This window comes from Microcoleus sp. Pol7_A1 (genome assembly GCF_036701085.1).
Classification (GTDB): Bacteria; Cyanobacteriota; Cyanobacteriia; order Cyanobacteriales; family Microcoleaceae; genus Microcoleus; species Microcoleus asticus.
This window is the reverse complement of the sequence record NZ_JAUBQD010000015.1, coordinates 87,575-108,949: the sequence shown is the minus strand read 5'-3', so window position 1 is coordinate 108,949 and position 21,375 is coordinate 87,575. Positions and strand designations below refer to the sequence as shown.

Genomic DNA, 21,375 nt, shown 5'->3' with positions numbered 1-21,375 from the left:
AGAGACAATTGTCAGGTGCTTTTCGGCTCACCTTACCCGCATAAATAGCGAATTAAAAAACCTCTGCACCCTCCAACTTCTTAAAAGTTTCCACCTTAGCCCTCGCCGCTTCCCCACAAGTCTTCGGCGTCGGAAACATCTTCCCAGGATTAGCCAAACCTTTCGGATTAAACACCTGACGCACCCACTGCATCGTCTCCAAATCTACCTCCGAAAACATATCCGGCATAAAACACTTCTTGTCAGCGCCGATGCCGTGTTCCCCGGAAAGGCTTCCCCCAACTTTCACGCAAAGCCTGAGAATTTCCCCGCCCAATTCTTCCACCTTTTCCAGCGCACCTTTTACCGAGTTATCGTACAGAATCAGCGGGTGCAAATTCCCATCTCCCGCGTGAAATACATTGGCAATTCGATAACCGTATTTCTCGCTCAAACCCTCAATTTCTTTCAAAACATAAGCCATTTGCGTTCGGGGAATTACGCCGTCTTGCACGTAATAATCCGGGCTGAGATGACCCGCAGCCGCAAAAGCAGCTTTCCGCCCCTTCCAAATTTTTAGGCGCGTTTCCGGGTCGGTTGCCGTGGTGATATTTCGCGCTCCGTTATGCTTACAAATATCAGCAATCCGCTGTTTGTTTGTGGCAACTTCCACTTCTAAACCGTCGATTTCTACGAGGAGAATTGCTGCGGCATCGCGGGGATAACATCCAGTTGCCACCACATCTTCCACAGCATTGATGCTGATGTTATCCATGATTTCCATGCCGCCGGGAATAATACCAGCGCTGATAATATCAGAAACCGATTCGCCCGCTGCTTCTATACTGGCAAAATCCGCTAGGAGAACGCAAATAGATTCCGGCGCTTTGAGAATTCGCAGAGTAACTTCTGTGGCAATTCCTAAAGTGCCTTCGGAACCGACAAATACACCAGTTAAATCGTAACCGGGCATTTCGGAAATTTCGCCACCGACATCGACAATAGAACCGTCGGGCAGTACCAATTTTAATCCTAAAACGTGATTCGTTGTGACTCCGTATTTGAGGCAGTGAACGCCGCCAGAATTTTCGGCAACGTTGCCGCCAATCGAACAAACAATTTGACTGGAAGGATCTGGCGCGTAGTAGAAACCGACGCCGCTAACTGCTTGCGTTACCCAGTTATTAATTACTCCCGGTTGCACGACTACTTGCTGATTTTCTAAGTCTACTTTCAGGATTTTTCGCATCAGGGCAGTAACAATCAGCACGCAGTTTTCTACAGGCAAAGCGCCGCCGGAAAGGCCTGTTCCAGCGCCTCTAGCCACCCAGGGAATTGAGTTGCGATCGCATATTTTGACAACTTGCGCCACTTCCTCCGTAGTTCGAGGCAATACCACCATGGCGGGGCGCTGGCGGTAGCTGGCGAGTCCGTCGCACTCGTAGACAATCAATTCTTCGCGGCGCTGCACGACGCCATTTTTGCCAACTACAGCCTCGAATTCTTTAATAACGGGTTTCCAGTTGCGTTCTGTTTCTACGGCTATCATTAGTGAATTTAATTAGGGAACTATCAATAATATTGTTGCAAACTTTACTATTTTTGTGCAATTATTTTTCTAAGGGTTGCAGTATTGACACAGGGAAGGATCGGCAGTCTCTCGACCGTCGGGAAATACTTTTTCTTTAGTATAACCGCAGTTTTTGCATTTATAGATTGCCGATCGCACTAGCTGAGTCGGAAAATAGCAAAGTTCGCAGGGCAATCCGATTTTCGTCTCAGCAATATCGAATCCCGGCCAACCACACTCCGGGCAGAATTGCTTAAATTTTTTAACTAAATCGAGAGTTGCATTTTCGATGTTTTTCATCCGAGTTGGATTGTACATCGCCCGCATATCTGTTTCGATGTGAACTCGACCAATTGACGATTTTTTTAAACCGGCTGTCACAGCGTCAAAAAGTTGTTTTTCTGTCTTAATGCCCTTGACAATTTCGCCGTTACCGATGGCAGCATCGCCAACTATAACCACCAGTCCATGTTCGGGAAACCCAGCTTTTTTAGCAAAATCATCTGCTTCTTCTATACTGGAAACTAACTGGTGACTGTAGTTAGTTTCTACCGACAAAGATTCGCCGATTAGTTCTAGATTGTTGGCTCGGTCTAATAAAATTACTATTTCTCTGTTAGCTGGAATATACGGCATTATTGGGTGAGGGCCGAAAGTACCTTCGCTGGCAAAGGCAAGAGTTTCGCCCGCAATTTCTAGAGCTTTTTGTGCTTTATGGCGAGCCGCTTCTATTTGTGTTCCTAAGCGTTTAACTTCTCTGGTGAAGGTGCCGAATGCGTCAGTGTCAAGCGCCGCAGGTACTAGGATATTTACGCCCAATTCTCGTTCCAACACGGGAGCCATCACCCGTTCTTTTTGGTGCATGGTAGCAAGAACTGCGGTGCGATCGCTCAATAATTGATTGGGATTCACAGGCTCAGAAATATTAGACATACACCCGCATCATTTCATAACAGAATTCTCAAATAAACCCTTTGACGTAAGTTATCTATTCAGCACTCCAGCGTCAATCTTAAAAGCGATCGCTAGTTGCCTCCTGTCACTCCCCCAGCTTGACCTCTGAGTACAAAAATTACTCCCGTCATAATCATGGCAACGCCTACTAACCGCAGCGGCGGCAAAGGCTCGTGAAATATAAGTTTGCCACCTAAAACAGTAAACAGGTAACTAATTGACAGTAAAGGCGAGACTATGCTAAGGTTTGCCCGCGACAAAACTACAATAAAGCCGATCGAAGAAATTGCATACAAAGAAAGACCGCCTACAATCAAAGGCTGGGTAGCCATTGCTATAATTTTTTCCATTAAATTAGCAGCGCCAATAGGCCCTAATATTTTAGCTCCTGCCTTCAGGCTGAATTGACCTGCGACGCCGCACAAGATTGCAGCAAGCAATAACATAAAAACGCTTCTATTCATAAGTTTACTAACCTATAGTACAATCAAAAATTGCCGTTCCCAAAAACCTAAAAAACTTTAATTAAGTTTTGTTAGGTTTTATTCACCACTAATATTTTAAGCAGAGATACGGGAAAATCAAGTATGGTCGATCGCGATCGAGAGTGGAACAAATATATGGCAGAGCAGACCAATCCAAGCGGAGAATATACTCTAGAACTATCGATACTCATGCCTTGTCTGAACGAAGCAGAAACTTTAGAAATCTGCATACAGAAAGCACTGAGGTCGCTGCGCGAACTTGATATTGCCGGCGAGGTCATCATAGCAGACAACGGCAGCACTGACGGTTCTCAAGATATTGCTACCAGAATGGGAGCGAGAGTTGTGCCCGTAGCAGCCAAAGGCTACGGCAGCGCCCTGATGGGAGGCATCATGGCAGCGCGCGGAGTTTATATTATCATGGGCGATGCTGACGACAGCTACAATTTTTCCAACCTCGGCTTTTTTGTCAACAAATTGCGAGAAGGTTTCGACTTAGTAATGGGAAACCGGTTTCAAGGGGGCATCAAACCGGGTGCAATGCCGCCGCTGCACAAATATTTAGGAAATCCGGTGCTGACATGGGTTGGGCGGCTATTTTTTGCAAGTCCCGTCGGCGATTTTCACTGCGGACTCAGGGGTTTTAGGAGAGACTCAATTTTGAAACTCGACTTGCAAACAACGGGGATGGAATTTGCTAGCGAAATGGTGGTCAAAGCCTCTGTATACAAGCTGCGGATAACTGAAATCCCAACCGTACTTTCTCCCGACGGCCGCAGCCGACCGCCGCACTTGCGAACTTGGCGAGATGGCTGGCGGCACCTCAGATTTTTGCTGCTTTACAGTCCTAGGTGGCTGTTTTTGTATCCGGGTACTGCGCTGATGATTTGGGGTCTAATTATCGTGGTTTGGCTGTTACCCGGTACTCAAAAGATTGGGAGTATCAGCTTTGATGTACACACGCTGCTTTATGGTGCGATCGCAATTATCATCGGTTTTCAAGCAGTAACTTTCGCTTTTTTCACCAAAATTTTCGCCATCAGCGAGAAATTCCTGCCCGAAGACCCCAAACTCAACAAAATATTTCGCTATGTCACGCTAGAGACAGGATTGATTGTCGGAGTCACGCTGATTTTAATCGGAATAGTTGGCTCGTTCTTGTCATTAACTATCTGGAGCGAAACTGCTTTCGGTACTCTCGACCCTTCTAAAACTCTGCGTTTGGTTATTCCCTCGCTCACTTGCCTGACTGTTGGTTTGCAGATGGTTTTGTCGAGCTTTTTTCTCAGCGTGCTGGGGTTGAAGCGTAGGTAATAACATTAAACTTCCTGCCAACATTTTTCAAAGCTAAGTTGCCATGCAGTGGAAGATAAGGGCGATCGCAATGCAGCGAAGATGGGGGCGATCGCTGGAGCCAAATTTCAGACTATCTAGTATAATAAAACAGGTAGCTTTGATGTTCAAAATTGTTATAATAGTAAAAATAAAGAATAGTTGATATTAGCTATGCAGCGAATATTTGAGGCTATATTAAAGGGAAACCTTTTAGAATGGGCTAATGAGGTTCCAACACAGGGCGATCGCCCTGTCAGAGTTTACGTTACTTTACAAGAAGAGCGCTCGACTTTAAGTGCGGATTTTCGCCGTCAGAGAATAGTTGAAGTATTGGAAAAAATTGCAGCAAATAATGTATTTGCTGATATTAGCGATCCAGTGGAATGGCAGCGAGATTTGCGTCAAGACCGTCCACTTCCAGGTAGGGATGAATAATGAATGCTGCTAGACAGTAATATTATTATCTACGCTTCCCAGCCAGAAAACTCGCAGATTAGGCATTTTATTGGCGAAAATGACATAGTTGTATCGGCAATAAGTTACCTTGAAGTCTTGGGTTATCATCGGCTAACTGAAGAGTATAAATTGTACTTTGAGGAATTCTTTGGTGTGGTGGAGGTTGTACCAATTTCTAACGCTGTACTCGATCGCGCAGTGCTGTTGCGACAGATAAGGAGAATGACACTTGGGGATGCTATTATTGCGGCAACAGCTTTGGTATATGACAGAACTTTAGTAACAAGAAATATAGGGGATTTTCGGTGGATTGCTGAACTCACACTGATTAACCCGTTTGAGGGTTAAGAAAGATGGGCGATCGCTATTTGAGAAAGAAAATCGGTTTAAGAAATAAAGTGGCGATCGCTCTTTGGCTGAGGGAAAGTAGACGGAAGGCTGAGTCGTCAGGCATCGTTAGACAGTGACTAAATCGCTATAGCAGTGCTTGACAAATGTCATTTACTACACAACACTAATTTATTTATTGAGTTTTTCTTCTAATGCTTGAATTAAAGTATCTATGGAGCTTCTTTTATGTAGATTTAAAGAGTTTTCAGGATTATTATTTACTTGTTCAGCCACTATTGCTTTGACTTGAGATTCCATTTTTATATTCCAGTTCTTACCTTGTGACAAGAAAGTCTTTTTGAGCCTCTCTGACCATTTATTATTGTTTTTAAAGTCGGAACAGTTTAATTTAATACCAAAGTGTAGTTTTAAAGCCTCTTCATATATTTCCTTATTCAAACAATCTTCTATTTCTGATTCAGTCATTCCATTACAGATAGCAAGCTGATAATCAGCTATTTTAAGAAGATTATTTTTCCTAGCTTCCTCAATTGCATCCTTGCCTGCTTTGTCATGATCTAAAAAAGTATGAATAACGCATAAAGATGCTTTAAGTGAAGACAGTTTATAAGATAGATTTGATGCACCATGTAGAGGATCAATTACTAAAGTACCATTTTTCAAAGAAGTCTTTAAGCATTCTGAAGAACAAGAAAATAAACTTTCTAAAATAATTTTATCATCTTCTCCCTCTACTACTAAAACAATTTGAGCGTGCATCAAGTTATCAGAAGCTCTTACTCCAAGAATCTCACGAATCTCGCTAATTTTTTTGGCGGTAATAGCTTTATTATTAGTAATTAGAATATTGCTAGCAAGATTTATTCTATTAACGAATAAAGGACAATGAGTTGTTAAAATTACTTGATGATTATTTGATAATTCATCTATAACATCTTTTAATCTATGTATGGCACTAGGATGAAGATGTGATTCTGGTTCTTCCAATGCGACAATAGATAGTCGATTTTGAGTAGTTTCTCTCCTTAGTAAACTAATAGCTGCTAAGCTTTTAATCCCATCACCTTTTCTTTCTAGAGGCGTTGGAGTTCCATCATCAATGATAATTTCACATCTTCTTAATGCTCTGAACCTTACTTCTTGAGAAACAGAAATCTTTACTGATTTAACCTGTGGTATAAATTCCTGTAATGGTTGAGTTATTTTTGCAGATATTTTGTCTAGAATAGGCTTTTGTAATTGATCGATCGCTTCTAGTGCTGCGCGATATTCTGGTTGAGATTCTAAGGTAGCTAATTCTCGATCAACCATTTGTTGAACAACTTTGATTGCAGCTTCTGAGGTACGTATAGCAGGAATATATGTAAATGTAATTTTTTGCCCTATAAAAGTAGCTATTTTAGAGGCTGTTTTTGGCACTAAGGCTTTCCATTTATTTTTTTTGTCTTTTTTTTGAATTGCAAATTCTAATTTACCATCTTTATCTAGAGTAATATTAAGTGATAAAACACTGAATTCTCTATTTATGGTATTTGACTGAAGATAATCACCTAATTCTTCGCACTCACTCTCTTCTAATGAAAATTCAAGCGTAAAGCTTGACTTGCCCGATTTATCTTTAGTTTGTAAAGAGATAGGAAAATCTCTTTGCCAATCATAACCTTCTGGGTAATCAATTGCTCTCTGTCTATGTGGTATCCTTAAGCGTGATGGATAACTAATTGCCAATATAGCGATCGCTAATGCATTAGCAATGTTCGATTTACCTTCATTATTTTGACCGATTAAAACCGTTAAATTAGAAACAGGTAATTTATAAGCCTTAATAATACTGCGGTAGTTGGTTATAGAAAAATTGATTAACTGCATATTTTAATTGACTGTATTTTTTAAATGAGATTCAAGGATAGTTATGAGTTATTTGAAAGGAAAGGATGGGTAAAATACCCATCCTTTTCAAGTTTTTTACTCTACTCCCTCAATCCGGTCTTCCACCTCCTGATAAAGTTCACGCAGACGATCCAAATTGTTCTCCGAAGTCTCCCAATAACCCCGGCCATTCACCTCAAGCAAAGTGCTGACAATCTTGCGGAAAGAATGAGGATTTAAGTTAAGCAAACGCTTCTGCATCTCCTCATCTTGGATAAACGTAGTGTTGACATCCTCATACACCCAATTATCCACAGCGCCCGCCGTCGCACTCCATCCAGTTGTATTCACCAGACGCTTAGAAATCTCCCGCACGCCTTCATAACCGTGCGACAACATCCCCTCGTACCACTTCGGATTCAGCAGCTTAGTCCGCGAATCTAAACGCACGGTTTCTGATAGTGTCCGCACCTGCGCGTTGGCTGTAGTTGTATCAGCAACAAAGGATGCCGGTTTCTTCCCATCTGCGCGCAAACTGCCGATCAATTTAGTCGGATCGGAGTCGAAATAGTGCGACACGTCGGTTAGAGAAATCTCGGCAGAATCCAAGTTCTGGAAAGTGACTTCCGCAGTTTTCAAGGATGATTCAAAAATCTTCCTGTCTTGTTCCATTGTTCCCGGATTGTCGGAAGAAAAGGCGAAGGATTTGCGAGTTAAGTACATTTCCTGCAACTCGGCTTCGCTTTCCCAAGTGCTGTTTTCTACCGCCAAGTTGACGTTAGATGAATAGGAACCGGACGCATTGGAAAATACGCGGGTTGCTGCTTGTCGCAGGTTAATTCCCATTTCTTCCGCTTGCTTCATGGCGTGTTTGCGGACGAAGTTCATCTCTAACGGTTCGTCGGCTTCCGCTGCCATTTTCACGGCTTTATCTAACAAATTCATTTGGTTGATGAACAAGTCGCGGAATACGCCGGAACAGTTAATTACTACGTCAATCCGAGGGCGTCCCAACTCTTCTAAAGAAAGCAATTCGAGTTTGTTTACCCGGCCCAATGCGTCGGGAACTGGCTTCACTCCCACCATCCACATTACTTGGGCGAGGGATTCGCCGTAAGTCTTGATGTTGTCGGTTCCCCACAACACAACGGCGATCGTTTCTGGGTAATTTCCGCCGTGATCAACGCGCTGTCTTTCTAACAGCCGATCGACTACAAGCTTAGCAGACTTAACCGCCCCCGTTGTCGGGATTGACTGCGGGTCTAAAGCGTGCATATTCTTGCCAGTCGGCAAAACATCCGGGTTGCGAATCGGATCGCCACCGGGGCCGGGCAGAACATACTCGCCTTCTAACGCGCGCAACAAAGCGCCTAATTCGTTGTCGGCACAAACTTGCTGCAAGCAGAATTCCAGATACTCAAACAGCGGTTTAATCGGTTCTGGATCGATTTTTTTGTAACCGGCGGCGTGCAAGGCTTCAACCCAAGGTGTTTTCTTGCCCATGTTGAAGAAATTCAACTTAGAAACAAGGGAAACTCTACCCTCAGCATCGGTTTGTTCCTTCACCAAAGCGCCAACGGCATCCCGACAGGCCAAGGTGATGTTTTGCAGCAATTCGACATCAGTTAAAATGCCTTTGTCGCTGTTAGTGTAAATTTCGCCGATATCGCGTCCGAGACTGTTAGCGATAATTCGCGGCAAGCTGATCAGCCCGTCTTCTTCGCGGTCTAAATTGGCGATATTCACCAAAGTTGCGATCGCCTCTTCCGCAGTCGGCGGCTTACCGATAACGTGCAAACCGCAAGGTAACAACCGCGACTCAATCTCCATCAACTTGCGGTAAACCAAGCCAACTAAATTGTCCCGTTCCTCCGGATTCATTCCCGCAGCAACCCCTCTTTCTTGTTCGGGAGGTAGCGCAATATCTTTGTCCAAATTCACCAAACGGCATTTTTCGACGATCGCATCCACAATCGGCACACCGCGGCCAGTCTCTTTCAAAGTTTGATAAGAAGCAATTAACTCGCTGAGTTCCTGCAAACCTTTGTACAAACCAGCATTTTCAGCCGGAGGAGTCAGATAGCTGATTGTTTCAGCATAACTGCGGCGCTTGGCAATTGTTGCCTCGCTGGGATTGTTGGCGGCGTAATAATAGATATTGGGAATTTTGCCGATCAAACTGTCGGGATAACAATCCCCAGACATTCCCATCTGCTTACCTGGCATGAATTCTAGCGAACCGTGAGTGCCAAAGTGCAGCACCGCATCCGCACCCCAAATGCGCTCCAAATATGTATAGTAAGCAGCAAAACCGTGGTGGGGGCTGGCGGAACGAGAGAATAACAACCGCATCGGATCGCCTTCGTATCCAAAAGTAGGTTGAACTCCGATAAACACATTGCCGAAATGTTTGCCGAAAATCAGCAAATTTTGTCCGTCGCTGTTCAAATGTCCCGGAGGCGGGCCCCAATTTTCTTGCAAGCGTTCCGAGTAAGGAGTGAATTCTTCGTATTCAGCTACGGACATCCGGTAAGCAACATTTAATTCCGGAGTTTGGTATTGGGCTGTTGCGTCGTGGATGACTTCTTGCATCAGTTTTTCGGCGGAATCCGGCAATTCTGGCAAGTCGTAACCGTTGCCTTTTAAGGCTTTCAATACTTGGTAAATTGAGCCGAAAACGTCTAAATAAGCGGCTGTTCCGACGTTGCCTTTGTCGGGCGGGAAACTGAAAACTGTAATCGCAACTTTTTTATCTAATTTTGGTTTGCGGCGCAGCATTGCCCATTTCATGGCGCGCTGGGAAATTGCTTCGATTCTATCTTGCAGGGCGATCGCCTTGCCAGTTGCGCCGTCTCTTCCCGACAAAATAATCGGTTCGATCGCACCATCCAACTCGGGAATGGCAATTTGCAAAGCAACTTGAATCGGGTGCAAGCCTAAATCGCTATTTTCCCACTCTTCCGTCGTTTGGAAAACCAGCGGCAAAGCCACCATGTAAGGGCAGTTTAGCTTTTTCAAAGTCTCGATCGCCTTCGGGTGATCTTGTTTCGCCGGGCCGCCCACCAGCGCAAAACCTGTAAGAGAAACGACTGCATCAATTATTGGCAGCGGTGCAACACCTTTCGCCCCAACTTCCAAGAAGAAAGTTTCGACTGGTTTCGAGAAGTCCAAACCGCCGGCAAAAATCGGCACAACTCGCGCCCCCATTGCCTCCAATTCCTGCACCATTGCTACATAGTGCGCGTCATCTCCCGTGACTAAGTGAGTCCGCTGCAACACCAACCCGATGCAAGGTGCGAGGGGGTCTTTGAGGTCTGCCGAAATATCTTTGCGGGCGTTGTACCAGGTGAGATATCCTTTGACATCCTCAAACATGGACGGTGCCAAAGGATGCCAAATTCCCATATCCGGGTAGACAACGGGCTCTTGAAAAGTTAGCTGTTCCTGGCCTTTGAATACATATTTATGTGACAGCATCAGCAAGAAGTTTTCCAAGTTTTCTTGGGAACCTCCCAGCCAATACTGGAAACTCAGCATGAAGTTGCGCGCATCTTGGGCTTTGTCGATGGGCAAATATTTCAGCACTTTCGGCAAAGTTTGCAGCAGTTTCAGCATTCCGTCTTGGAAGGAACTCCCGGATTTTTCCTTCCGTTTTTTCATGAATTCGCCGATCGCACTTTTGCTTTGTCCCAACTGTGCCATCGAGAAACTGCCCATTTTATTTAGCCGCATCACCCCTGGCATCGACGGGAAGACGACGGCGACATCCAAGCTGTCGCGCAGCGGTTCAACTGCCGCTACCACTTTTTCTGCCAAATCTTCGATGAAAATTAGAGAAGCAATAAATACATTGGCATCCGCCACATCCCGCTTGAAGGCCTCGTAATTTTCCGGGCTGCGGAGTTCCTCGATCAGGTAGCCGCTGATTTCTATTGCCAAATTCGGATTTTTCTGGTTTATCGATCGAACCGCTGCCGACAGGGCGCTTTGATACTGCGGTTCCAGTACGACATAGACCACCTTCATGAGCGATCGCCCCTGCAAGTTTTCCGGCACAACGTGGCGAATGGTGGGCTTGACGTGAGTGAACATCCGGTTAGGCTCCTTTAAGATGCTGTTTTCGGGAATCGGGAATTTTTTTATCCCATAAGCATTTTTACCAGAAAACGCTTGCCATTAGGCGATTTGAGCCTGCACACTACACAATTCGACAAATTTCTGGCAACTTTTCGTTACATTTTTTGATAAATTCCTTGAGCAAATACTCCAGATTTTGTTTACAAAAATTAACTTGACAAATATTTTTTAGTATGTATAGGATTAATGGGTTGGATAAAAATAATTAAAAATTAATCAACGATTGAGAAAGAAATCCTGAAAAAAGTTCCAAGTTTTGTATAACCGATCAAACTTGCGATCGAGCAATTAACAGATGGAAAGAAGGCATAATTTGTGAAGGCAGAATGTAGCCTTCGGATAATTGCTGAGTCAAAAAAGTTGACATTTTACCAGGAACTTAAAACCATTTCATAACATCTGTTTTGTGTAAATTCCCGATCTGCGATCGACTTCATGGAAAGCTAATTGCTATAGAATCTCAAACTCATCAAAACCTCAAGGGGAAAACATGGCTAACTACGCAATTTTCGACGAACAATTCTACCTCGCCTCATATCCTTGGGTCAAACCAGCCATTGACGCAGGAGTAATCTCATCTGGGAGAGAACACTTTGAAAAATTCGGGCGAGAAGGCGGTCTAACTAAAGTATCGCGTTATTTTGACGAAAATGCTTACCTTGCTGGGAATCCAGACCTCGCACCTTTCGTCCGCACAGTCAACCCAAACGCGCCTTTTGCGACCGGCCTCGATCACTTTATCCAGTTCGGTTACGATGAAGGACAGCGCCGCGCCCAAGTATCACCCGAATACAACGAAAGCTTTTATTTAGCAAACAACTCTGAACTCCAACCGTTCGTTCAGAACGGAACTTTCAAATCAGGGTACCAGCATTTCGTTCAATTCGGCTCAAAAGAAGGTCGTTTTGGAACTTCATTTTTTGAACCGGAATACTTAAAAGAAAACCCCGACATCGTGCCGTTTGTCAACTCTGGAAACTTGAAAACAGGCAGGGAACACTTCTTCAATTTTGGACAATTTGAGCCTGCCCGCGACGCGACTTTTGTCGGCACCCGCAGCAACGATGTTATAACTGGTGTTGGCGTGGGCGATGTCGAACTTGTGGGAGTGGAAGTAGGTATAGATCCCCAAGGCAACCGTCAGTATGAAAGCTTTGGCACCAATGAATTCGATGTGCTGATTGGCGCCCCGGGAACTAATACATTCGTACTCGGAGTTCCTACTACAGCCGGGAATGTCACCCCGACACCGCTGTATTTGGGTAACGGTCAAGCTACGATTCGCAACTTCGACATAGAAAGCGATTTTATCCAACTGCAAGGAACTTCTTTAAGCGGCTACAACCTGATTCCGGTTGGCAGCAATTTGTCAATCCAGCGTTTTGGAGATGTGCTGGGTGTGATTGAAGGAGGAGCAACCTTGGGTTTGACTTTCCAAGAATCTAACGGTAACGGTACTTTCTTAATTGGATAGTCATCAGTCATCAGTCATCAGTCATCAGTCATTAGTTAATACTGATGATTGATGACTTTTTTATGTCGAGCAATTAACTGATAGAAGAAAGTATAATTACCGAAACAAAAATAAAGCCTTCGCATAATTAGTATTTCACAAAAATTAATGTTTCACCAGGAACTTAAAACCATTTCATAAAGTCTGCATTGTATAAATTATTGATAGGCGATCGAGTGAATGGAAAGCTGATGGGTATTCACGCTCCAAATCATCAAAACCGTAGGAGGAAAATATGGCTAACTACGCAATTTTTGACGAACAATACTACCTTTCGCAATATCCGTGGCTGAAACCAGCGATTGATGCAGGAATCATCAAATCTGGAAGAGAACACTTTGAAAAATTTGGTCAAGCCGCCGGCCTCACAAAAATATCGCGATATTTTGACGAAGATACATATCTAGCTCAAAATCAAGATATTGCACCCTTTGTTCGCACTGCCAACAACCAAAACCGACCCTTTGCTTCAGGTTTAGACCACTTTATCCAGTTTGGTTACGAAGAAGGACGCACGCGAGTATCGCCTGACTACGACGAAGTTTTTTATTTAAAGCGCCACCCGGAAATAACTCCCTTCGTGCAGAACGGAATTTTTAAATCCGGCTTTCAACACTTTATCCAATTCGGAAAAACAGAAGGTAGGTACGGGACAAGTTTCTTTGAACCGCGTTACTTGTTAGACAACCCAGATGTGGCTGCGGTTGTGGAGGCTGGAAGTTTAAAAACTGGTCGAGAACACTATCTAAATTTTGGGCAATTTGAGTCAAATCGATCTGCTGTTTTTACAGGAACCAACGGCAACGATAACGTTACAGGATTTACAGCGGGAAAAAATCAAATCGTGGGGCTGCAAGTAGCTTTAGCCACAACAAGTCCAGCAGCGGGTATTAATAAGAATAAGTACGACGCTTTGAAATTGGATGACATCACGAGAGAGCCTTTCCTGACTACCAATGAATTCGATACATTAATTGGCACTCCGGGAACTGATTACTTCGTCCTCGGAGATGCTGCTCCCAACAACCGACTTAGTTTTATCAGCCGGGTCGATTTCTATACGGGCAGCGGCGAGGCAAGGATTGTCAACTTTGAAAAAGGGAAAGATTATATCCAGCTCGTGGAAAGTTTCGATCGACTTACTATAAGTCGATCAGGGGGAGATTTATTAATTCAAACATCGGGAGATACAATTGCCAGAATTCAGGGCGGATCAAATCTAACTCTGCAACCGATTGAGATGATAAATCCGTTTAGTCCTCCAGTCGGTCTCACTTTCCTCGGCTAGAAAGCATAGAGCTTAAGTGAGATTTGACACTTGGAAAAAATCACCCGATCGGGTATTGTGTCACTTCCTGATGAGTGATAAATTGCATAAAGATCTCATTAAAGCCGCAGGAGGAAAACATGGCTAGTTACGCAATTTTTGACGAAAAATACTACCTCGATCAATATCCTTGGGTAAAACCCGCCATTGATGCAGGAGTCATCAAATCGGGATTAGAACACTTTGAACAATTCGGTCAAGCCGGCGGCTTAACCAAAGTATCGCGGTATTTTGACGAAGCTACTTACCTCGCTGGCAACCCAGACATCGCTGCCTTAGTCCGCACCCCCAACAATCCAAACGCCCCTTTTGCGACGGGCCTAGACCACTTTATTCAATACGGTTACGAAGAAGGTCGCACTCGCGTATCGCCTGAGTATGACGAAGCGTTTTATCTCGCAAATAACCGACAGTTGCAGCCGTTTATTCAGAATGGAACTTTTAAAAACGGCTACCAGCATTTCATTGAATTCGGTCTCAAAGACGGTCAGTTTGGGACTTCATTTTTTGAAACAGAATACTTAAACAAATACTCCGATGTTCGGCCTTTTGTCGAATCGGGAGCTTTGAAAACTGGTCGCGAACACTACTTCAAGTTCGGAACTTCCGATCCAAGCCGATCTGCGACTTTTATCGGAACTTCCGGGAATGATATGATTGCCGGTGCTGGGGTGGGAAATACCGAATTAATTGGAGTTGAAGTAGGTTTAGGTACAGGTGGTGCCTTTTCCATCCCCGGCCGAAATTATGAAAGTGACGGCAGTAATGAATTCGATACTCTCACTGGCGGTAGCGGCCACGATAAATTCGTACTCGGAGACCTTATGGAAGGTACTGGTGGTAAGGGATACAGTTCCCCAACAAGGCTCTATATCGGGCCGGGTTTTGCTACAATTCGGAATTTTACCCAAGGTCAGGATAGCCTCCAGCTAGCATCAAGTAATTATGAAGGAGATCCCTTAGATAAATTCTTGGTATTTCCTATCAACAACAATCGAGATTTAGCTATCCAGACGAACGGCTTGTCAGTCTTGCGTCCAAATGGATCTTACGAAATTAGTAGCTTTGACACGATCGCTGTTATTGAAGGTGGCGGAAATCTCAAGTTGAATCAATTACCAGGATCTTCTTTTTCGATACTTTTACTTGGATAGAATTCTCGCAGCTATTCAGGATTGGTATTGGTCTGCTGTCGGTGCGATCGCACATTCGCAAAAAGGGCGATCGCACTGTTGTGTTTGCCATAAAAATAATAAAAAAGGCTTAACAATAATTAACTTGACATAGTGATTTCGTAGAGTTAGTTATAGTGGGTCAAGTTTAACCGACAAGTAAGCAGACTAAGCTTGGAGCAATAATTATGACAAATTATGACATTTTTGACGAACCATACTACCTGGCCCAATATCCTTGGGTCAAACCAGCCATTGATGCAGGAATTATAAAATCCGGCAGAGAACACTTTGAAAAGTTCGGTCAAGCCGGCGGCCTGACCAAAGTATCGCGTTACTTTGACGAAGCTACTTACCTCGCTGGCAACCCAGACATCGCTGCCTTAGTCCGCACCCCCAACAATCCAAACGCCCCTTTTGCGACGGGCCTAGACCACTTTATTCAATACGGTTACGAAGAAGGTCGCACGCGCGTATCGCCTGAGTATGATGAAGCGTTTTATGTAGCAAATAACCGACAGTTACAGCCGTTTATTCAGAATGGAACTTTTAAAAACGGCTACCAGCATTTCATTCAATTCGGCCTCAAAGACGGTCAGTTTGGGACTTCATTCTTTGAAACAGAATACTTACAAAAAAATCCCGATGTTCGGCCTTTTGTCGAATCGGGAGCATTGAAAACAGGTCGGGAACACTACTTCAATTTTGGCAAAAACGATCCAAGCCGCTCTGCGACTTTTGTCGGAACTCCTGGGAATGACATCCTCACCGGTTCCGGGGTGGGGAAAGTTGAATTAATTGCAGTTGAAGTAGGTTTAGGTACAGGTAATGGCTTTGGAAGCGGTCGAGAGTATGAAAGTGACGGCAGCAATGAATTCGATATTCTCATTGGCGGTAGCGGCCGCGATACATTTGCGCTTGGTGAGGAGAACATAACCAGTAGGGGGACGCCACTAGGATCGACACAGTTTTATATCGGGCCGGGTTTTGCTACAATTCGGAACTTTACTCAAGGTCAGGATACTATTCAGCTAGCAGGAGCTATCGCACAATCAGAGTCTTACTTAGATATATTCTCGGTGTTCCCCATTAACAATGGTCGAGATTTAGCTATCCAAACGAAGGGCTTTAGTAACCCTAGAAATGGAGTGCCATCAATCAGTAACTTTGACACGATCGCTGTTATTGAGGGCGGCGGAAATCTGACCTTGAATCAATTATCATTATTTGGAACTTATACATTTTCAATTGGATAGAAATCTCGAAGATATTCAGGATTTGCCCGATCGCTGCTGGGAGTGCGATAATTAATTGTACCATCTAGAAACCGGATTTATTTGAGAAACCCGGTTTCTAAGTTTTTAATTGCGATCGCGCGCTAGCTTCAAAACCTCAACAGCATCTTGATGGCCCTCAGAAGACGCCCAAATTAACGCAGTCCAAGTATTATTATCCTTAGCTTTGATATCAGCTCCTTTATCGAGTAATAATTCCACAACTTGAGTGCGCCCGCTACCAGCAGCACTCATCAAAGCCGTCAAACCAAAATTAGTTTTAGCATTCACATCCGCTCCCGCCGAGAGCAAAACCTGTACAATCTCGGTATGTCCCGCAGCAGCGGCACTCATTAACGGCGTCCAACCGTCATTATCCCGACTGTTGACATCCGCACTAGCAGCGAGCAATTTTTTGACGATCGCAGCATTGCCAGCCTCAGCCGCAGCCGTCAAAGCCGTCGCGCCTTCCTCATCTTTGGCATTGACATCTGCACGCTGTTCGATCGCACTTTCTACAGCCGCAACATCACCCGTCTTGACGGCATTAATTAAATCTGTCATAAAATCTCCGTTGCATCCTCTAGAATCTTAAATCCTATGGCACTAGATATTTTAATCCTCTCCAACGGGCCCGGAGAATTGGCAACTTGGGTGCGTCCCGCCGTGCAAGCTTTGCGCGAGCAATTGGGAAACGCGGGTACTCAAGCGCGAATCTCTGTGGTGCTGTCCCCCTGTCCGCACGCCACCGGGAAAGAAGCACAAATCGCATCTTCCTACCCAGAAGTGGACAGAGTACAGGCGCCCGAGCATTTTTTTCCATTCTTATTATCGGGCAAAACTGCGGAAAACTGGGATTGGTATGAAACAGGAGTTGTTTTGTTTTTAGGCGGCGATCAATTTTTTACAGTTGTTATTGGCAAAAGACTAAAATATCGCACTGTTATTTATGCTGAATGGGACGCGCGGTGGTATCGCTGGATTGACAAATTTGCGGCGATGAAACCGGAAGTTTTTGCTAAAATTCCCCAAAAATATGCTAAGAAATTTACAGTTGTCGGAGATTTGATTTCCGAAGTAGCTCGTTCCCAGGCTGTGCCTGGAAACGCATATCCAGAGGCTCTGCCTCGTACAAAAATAGAATTAATTGGATTGTTACCCGGTTCTAAAGCCGCCAAATTAGCTTTAGGTGTACCGTTATGTTTGTCGATCGCCCAATACATCCACCGCATCCGCCCTGAAACTCGCTTTGTAATTCCCGTTGCTCCTACCTTAGATCTGCAAACTCTAGCACGTTTTGCCGACCCTGAACAAAATCCTTGCCTGCATTTATTTGAGAACGCTAGCGCCGAACTTCATTTAACAGAACGGCCGTTTTTGCAGACAGCAAATAACTTGCAAGTAGAACTTTGGACGCAGACGCCCGCCTACGATTTGCTATCAGAATGCAGTCTTTGTTTAACTACTGTGGGAGCGAATACTGCCGAATTGGGTTCGTTAGCTGTACCGATGATTGTTTTGATTCCGACGCAGCAATTGGATGCGATGAAAGCTTGGGACGGGTTGCCGGGATTGCTGGCCAATTTGCCGTTAGTCGGTTCAGTTTTTGCGACGGCGATTAATTGGCTAATCTGGCAATTGGGAAAGGGAAAGCTTTATGCTTGGCCGAATATTTGGGCACAGGAAGAGATTGTGCCGGAGTTAATTGGGAAGCTGGAACCGGAAGTAATAGCTCAATTGGCGATCGACTATTTGAGCCATCCTGATAAATTAGCACAAATGGGCGATCGCTTGCGTGCGGTTCGAGGAGAATCAGGGGCGGCGAAAAAAATTGCTGAATTGGTGTGTGAAGAAATTGAGGTGCAATCTGATTCTGAGAAGAATTAGATTTTTTTATTTCTAACCGCATATCTAGGCGCTTCGCCTTCGGGAAGGGTACGCGGATGAAGGCAGATTTAATACAGATTAATTGGTGAAAACAGGCGAAAGAAAATTTATTTTCTCTAGCCTGTTTATTATCCACAAACTGGATTTGGCCTCAAGTTAAGGTCGATCGTGCTTAGCAATGACCCAAACAGCGTGAATGATCCCGGGAATAAAGCCCAAAAACGTGAGAACCAGGTTGATCCAAAAATCAGTACCGATGCCAACAGTCAAAAATACGCCCAACGGGGGAAGAAAAATGGCAGCGACTATGCGAATTAAATTGTCCATCTCAGTTACTCCAAACTACTTTTCTCTTTCAATTTAACTTCACTGACCGACAGAGCCTTTCCCGAAAAACTTAGGCGGTGCTGCGATAGTGTAAACTTCGGTTTCAGCGGCGATTACCTGCCGTAAGTGACCGGGAACTTGCATCAACCCCAACAGTGTAATCCCGTCGAACATCCGCAACCCGCCAGTTGTTTTCTCGGCGAGTAATTTGTCAGTAGCTTCGGGTTCTGGCCGCGTATTTATTTCTTGAGTAGAAGCTACCGCAAAACCCCAAGGAGCTCCGTAAGTAGAAATAAAGCTGGTGCAGGATTGAACGTTGGGGAAAACCGATTTCAGGGTATTGACAATGCGAGCGTGCATTTTCATTTCGGCAGGAGAAACTGGCCCCGCTTGCACTACGAAATACCCGTCAGGCGACATTACGCTGCGAACTTTCTCAAAATATTCCTTGGTAAACAACTGGAAAGATGGGCCTTCTTCAATGGGATCGGACAAGTCAGAAATGACAATATCCCAGTCTTTGTCTGTGTTGTCTAAATAGTCCAAAGCATCGCCGATTACTACTTCGCAGCGGGGGTCGTCAAAGGCGTTTTGGTGCATTTCTGGCAGGTGTTCGCGGCAAGCTTCTACTACTTCGCCGTCAATATCGATCATCACGACTTTTTCAACTGTTTTCCAGCGCAGCACTTCTCTAATTGTAGCTCCTTCTCCGCCGCCGAGAACTAGCACTTTTTTGGGGGAACCGTGACAAATCATGGCTGGGTGTACCAGGGGTTCGTGGTACAGAAACTCGTCGCCTGTACAAGATTGCCATTTGCCGTCCAGAACTAAGCCTTTGCCGTAGGTACCGGTCTGAACTACGTACATTTCTTGATAGGCTGTTTTCTTGTAAGCGAGCACGCCGATGATGCCGTGAACGTAAATATCCCAAGGGGTTATGTACTCGCTCATCCAAAAGTCTGCACGAACTTCGCTACCTGACATCAATTACTCTCCAAATATAAACTGCTGTGTGGATGTTGTCACAAGTAGTAGTTCTTAGCACAAAATGGTGCGGCTGTGTGAGTACGATCGACACATGGGATTAAGATTTCTCAGCAATGGTATAGTGGGATGGCGTTCTGGGAGAGCGCTATTGGCTTGGTACTTGAGATTGCTTGCCCGATCGCGCGCCCAGTCGATCGTACTTTTTCAGTCGCCCCCGGTCGATCGCAGTCACATTTAATATTTTCCCCAGCAAAGCCGGCGAGTTTTGTACAAATGTTGTCCGAATCGGGCAATTTTTCGCGTTCAGCCCGCCTTTATAAGTTGGCGATCGGCCTGCTTATTGATCAATAATCGGATGAAAACCCCGCAAATCCGAGTGCGGAGAAGAAAAGTTGCGCTCGGTCTTAACCAGATTTGTTATTAATAACTTGACATTGTGAATATATCTTAGATAATATTTTTAGATCGAGCCAAATAAAGGAAGTGTTAAAATTTGCGGACAAATTTGCCGAGGTGATGGGCGTTGAGATTCTAACTAGGTAAAGGGTGCAATTAAATTTATTTATAAAACTGTTATGACACTATTTTTTTTAGGTCCAAAATAATAGCCGATGGAACCAACAGACTGGGAAAACAGAATCAAAGAACTGGAAAAGGAAAATCGCATCCTGCGGGAAAAACTTGAAACTTCGGAAACCGAACGCAGCCAATTAGAAACCATTAATCAAAAAAAAGAATCTTTGCTAAAAATAGTCACTGAGGAATTTAGAGATTCCGAAAATATTTTAAAAGCAAAAATGTCTACACTACAAAAAGCTCTGGAAAACCAGCAAACAATGCAGATCAAATTGATCGAAGCCGAAAAAATGTCGGCTTTGGGAGTTTTGGTAGCTGGTATCGCCCACGAAATCAACAATCCCGTCAACTTCATTTACGGCAATATTACCTATGTCAATGACTACGCTGGCGACATTTTAAAATTGCTCGCAATGTACCAGGATCGGTATCCTGAAACAGATGCAGAGATTGAAGATTTTCTTGAAAAAATTGACCTCAACTTTCTGCGCGAAGATTTGTTAAAAACTCTTTCGTCAATGAAAGTTGGGTCCGAGCGCATCCGCGAAATTGTGCTGACTTTACGCAACTTTGCTCGGGTAGATGAAGCTGAAAAGAAACCAGTTAACATTCACGAAGGAATTGACAGCACTTTGTTAATTTTGCAGCATTTAACTAAAGAAAAACCTGGCAACCCAGCTATAAAAATTGTTAAAGACTATGGAGATTTACCGAAAATAGAATGTTATCCGGGGCAATTAAATCAGGTATTTATGAACATCATTAATAATGCTGTTGATGCCCTGCGGGAGCGAGACAAAAAGCGTTCCCTAGGCGAGATAGAAGCCAAGCCAAGCCATATTGTAATTACTACTTCTCTTCTTGCCGAAAAATGGGCTAAAATTAGCATCAAAGATAATGGTTGGGGAATGAATGAAGCTGTAAGAATGAAAATTTTCGATCCGTTTTTTACCACCAAACCAGTCGGTCAAGGGACGGGTTTGGGACTGTCAATTAGCTATCAAATTGTTGTGGACAAACACGGTGGGAGGTTGGAGTGCATATCCGCAATTGGAGAAGGGACTGAATTGGCGATCGAGATTCCGATCGCCAATTCCCGCAGCTAAGATCGATCGATCGAGCTAAACTGAGGGATAATGAAAACTCCCTTTGACCGCGGCTCCTCCTAGTTTGATG

The 21,375-nt window shown here is 44.3% G+C and carries 18 protein-coding genes; 10 read left to right on the top strand and 8 right to left on the bottom strand.

Annotated elements, in window-relative coordinates; translation table 11 throughout:
• Positions 1–52: 52 nt before the first annotated feature.
• The 3 genes from glcD to QUA20_RS11615 form a co-directional block, all read right to left on the bottom strand.
• Positions 53–1,528 carry a glycolate oxidase subunit GlcD gene (gene glcD, locus QUA20_RS11625; protein ID WP_333188916.1) on the bottom strand — a complete coding sequence of 492 codons (1,476 nt, stop codon included), beginning with the start codon at positions 1,526–1,528 and terminating at the stop codon, positions 53–55.
• A 69-nt stretch (positions 1,529–1,597) separates the two neighbouring features.
• The gene (locus QUA20_RS11620; protein ID WP_333188914.1) at positions 1,598–2,482 is read right to left on the bottom strand and encodes a DUF6671 family protein; all 885 of its coding nucleotides are present in this window, start codon (positions 2,480–2,482) and stop codon (positions 1,598–1,600) included.
• Positions 2,483–2,574: 92 nt separating this feature from the next.
• Entirely contained in the window at positions 2,575–2,967 is a 393-nt protein-coding gene (locus tag QUA20_RS11615) for a transporter (protein ID WP_333188912.1), read from the bottom strand.
• 123 nt (positions 2,968–3,090) lie between these two features.
• Here QUA20_RS11615 and QUA20_RS11610 point away from each other — a divergent pair, with 123 nt between their 5' ends.
• The 3 genes from QUA20_RS11610 to QUA20_RS11600 all read left to right on the top strand — a co-directional run bounded on the left by QUA20_RS11610 (position 3,091) and on the right by QUA20_RS11600 (position 5,127).
• Positions 3,091–4,302, top strand: a complete 1,212-nt coding sequence (locus QUA20_RS11610) for a glycosyltransferase family 2 protein (RefSeq protein WP_333188910.1) — start codon at positions 3,091–3,093, stop codon at positions 4,300–4,302.
• Between the two features lie 192 nt (positions 4,303–4,494).
• On the top strand, positions 4,495–4,758 hold the full coding sequence (locus QUA20_RS11605) for a hypothetical protein (RefSeq protein ID WP_333188908.1): 264 nt from the start codon (positions 4,495–4,497) through the stop codon (positions 4,756–4,758).
• Positions 4,759–4,761: 3 nt separating this feature from the next.
• A complete protein-coding gene (locus tag QUA20_RS11600) occupies positions 4,762–5,127 on the top strand; it encodes a type II toxin-antitoxin system VapC family toxin (RefSeq protein ID WP_333188906.1) in 366 nt (121 codons plus the stop codon).
• A gap of 171 nt (positions 5,128–5,298) precedes the next feature.
• Here the strand turns inward: QUA20_RS11600 and QUA20_RS11595 are convergent, their stop codons facing one another.
• Both QUA20_RS11595 and QUA20_RS11590 read right to left on the bottom strand, forming a co-directional pair.
• On the bottom strand, positions 5,299–6,999 hold the full coding sequence (locus QUA20_RS11595) for an AAA family ATPase (protein WP_333188904.1): 1,701 nt from the start codon (positions 6,997–6,999) through the stop codon (positions 5,299–5,301).
• Between the two features lie 96 nt (positions 7,000–7,095).
• A complete protein-coding gene (locus QUA20_RS11590; protein WP_333188902.1) occupies positions 7,096–11,091 on the bottom strand; it encodes a magnesium chelatase subunit H in 3,996 nt (1,331 codons plus the stop codon).
• A 535-nt stretch (positions 11,092–11,626) separates the two neighbouring features.
• On the opposite strand from QUA20_RS11590, the gene QUA20_RS11585 reads away from it, so the two are divergent.
• From QUA20_RS11585 to QUA20_RS11570, 4 genes are all read left to right on the top strand, one after another.
• On the top strand, positions 11,627–12,610 hold the full coding sequence (locus tag QUA20_RS11585; RefSeq protein ID WP_333188900.1) for a calcium-binding protein: 984 nt from the start codon (positions 11,627–11,629) through the stop codon (positions 12,608–12,610).
• A gap of 274 nt (positions 12,611–12,884) precedes the next feature.
• A complete protein-coding gene (locus tag QUA20_RS11580; protein WP_333188898.1) occupies positions 12,885–13,937 on the top strand; it encodes a calcium-binding protein in 1,053 nt (350 codons plus the stop codon).
• A 119-nt stretch (positions 13,938–14,056) separates the two neighbouring features.
• Positions 14,057–15,130 (top strand): calcium-binding protein, encoded by a 1,074-nt coding sequence (locus tag QUA20_RS11575; RefSeq protein ID WP_333188896.1) that lies wholly within the window; start codon positions 14,057–14,059, stop codon positions 15,128–15,130.
• A gap of 206 nt (positions 15,131–15,336) precedes the next feature.
• Entirely contained in the window at positions 15,337–16,404 is a 1,068-nt protein-coding gene (locus QUA20_RS11570) for a calcium-binding protein (protein WP_333188894.1), read from the top strand.
• Positions 16,405–16,509: 105 nt separating this feature from the next.
• Here the strand turns inward: QUA20_RS11570 and QUA20_RS11565 are convergent, their stop codons facing one another.
• Complete coding sequence (locus QUA20_RS11565; RefSeq protein WP_333188892.1) at positions 16,510–16,986, bottom strand: ankyrin repeat domain-containing protein; 477 nt, start codon at positions 16,984–16,986, stop codon at positions 16,510–16,512.
• 36 nt (positions 16,987–17,022) lie between these two features.
• Between QUA20_RS11565 and QUA20_RS11560 the strand changes: the two genes are divergently transcribed.
• Complete coding sequence (locus QUA20_RS11560) at positions 17,023–18,309, top strand: lipid-A-disaccharide synthase (protein ID WP_333188890.1); 1,287 nt, start codon at positions 17,023–17,025, stop codon at positions 18,307–18,309.
• A gap of 156 nt (positions 18,310–18,465) precedes the next feature.
• On the opposite strand, the gene QUA20_RS11555 is transcribed toward QUA20_RS11560, so the two are convergent.
• Entirely contained in the window at positions 18,466–18,636 is a 171-nt protein-coding gene (locus tag QUA20_RS11555; RefSeq protein ID WP_172186266.1) for a YqaE/Pmp3 family membrane protein, read from the bottom strand.
• 39 nt (positions 18,637–18,675) lie between these two features.
• Positions 18,676–19,620, bottom strand: coding sequence for a fused MFS/spermidine synthase (locus QUA20_RS11550; protein ID WP_333188887.1), 945 nt, complete (start codon positions 19,618–19,620; stop codon positions 18,676–18,678).
• A gap of 64 nt (positions 19,621–19,684) precedes the next feature.
• Between QUA20_RS11550 and QUA20_RS11545 the strand changes: the two genes are divergently transcribed.
• Together QUA20_RS11545 and QUA20_RS11540 are read left to right on the top strand one after the other, a co-directional pair.
• Complete coding sequence (locus QUA20_RS11545; protein ID WP_333188885.1) at positions 19,685–19,861, top strand: hypothetical protein; 177 nt, start codon at positions 19,685–19,687, stop codon at positions 19,859–19,861.
• Between the two features lie 373 nt (positions 19,862–20,234).
• Positions 20,235–21,305, top strand: a complete 1,071-nt coding sequence (locus QUA20_RS11540; protein ID WP_333188883.1) for an ATP-binding protein — start codon at positions 20,235–20,237, stop codon at positions 21,303–21,305.
• Positions 21,306–21,375: the final 70 nt, after the last annotated feature.

Coding starts and splice junctions, on each gene's coding strand:
- glcD (WP_333188916.1), bottom strand. CDS start 1,528: ATGATAGCCGTAGAAACAGAACGCAACTGGAAACCCGTTATTAAAGAA.
- QUA20_RS11620 (WP_333188914.1), bottom strand. CDS start 2,482: ATGTCTAATATTTCTGAGCCTGTGAATCCCAATCAATTATTGAGCGAT.
- QUA20_RS11615 (WP_333188912.1), bottom strand. CDS start 2,967: ATGAATAGAAGCGTTTTTATGTTATTGCTTGCTGCAATCTTGTGCGGC.
- QUA20_RS11610 (WP_333188910.1), top strand. CDS start 3,091: ATGGTCGATCGCGATCGAGAGTGGAACAAATATATGGCAGAGCAGACC.
- QUA20_RS11605 (WP_333188908.1), top strand. CDS start 4,495: ATGCAGCGAATATTTGAGGCTATATTAAAGGGAAACCTTTTAGAATGG.
- QUA20_RS11600 (WP_333188906.1), top strand. CDS start 4,762: ATGCTGCTAGACAGTAATATTATTATCTACGCTTCCCAGCCAGAAAAC.
- QUA20_RS11595 (WP_333188904.1), bottom strand. CDS start 6,999: ATGCAGTTAATCAATTTTTCTATAACCAACTACCGCAGTATTATTAAG.
- QUA20_RS11590 (WP_333188902.1), bottom strand. CDS start 11,091: ATGTTCACTCACGTCAAGCCCACCATTCGCCACGTTGTGCCGGAAAAC.
- QUA20_RS11585 (WP_333188900.1), top strand. CDS start 11,627: ATGGCTAACTACGCAATTTTCGACGAACAATTCTACCTCGCCTCATAT.
- QUA20_RS11580 (WP_333188898.1), top strand. CDS start 12,885: ATGGCTAACTACGCAATTTTTGACGAACAATACTACCTTTCGCAATAT.
- QUA20_RS11575 (WP_333188896.1), top strand. CDS start 14,057: ATGGCTAGTTACGCAATTTTTGACGAAAAATACTACCTCGATCAATAT.
- QUA20_RS11570 (WP_333188894.1), top strand. CDS start 15,337: ATGACAAATTATGACATTTTTGACGAACCATACTACCTGGCCCAATAT.
- QUA20_RS11565 (WP_333188892.1), bottom strand. CDS start 16,986: ATGACAGATTTAATTAATGCCGTCAAGACGGGTGATGTTGCGGCTGTA.
- QUA20_RS11560 (WP_333188890.1), top strand. CDS start 17,023: ATGGCACTAGATATTTTAATCCTCTCCAACGGGCCCGGAGAATTGGCA.
- QUA20_RS11555 (WP_172186266.1), bottom strand. CDS start 18,636: ATGGACAATTTAATTCGCATAGTCGCTGCCATTTTTCTTCCCCCGTTG.
- QUA20_RS11550 (WP_333188887.1), bottom strand. CDS start 19,620: ATGTCAGGTAGCGAAGTTCGTGCAGACTTTTGGATGAGCGAGTACATA.
- QUA20_RS11545 (WP_333188885.1), top strand. CDS start 19,685: ATGGTGCGGCTGTGTGAGTACGATCGACACATGGGATTAAGATTTCTC.
- QUA20_RS11540 (WP_333188883.1), top strand. CDS start 20,235: ATGGAACCAACAGACTGGGAAAACAGAATCAAAGAACTGGAAAAGGAA.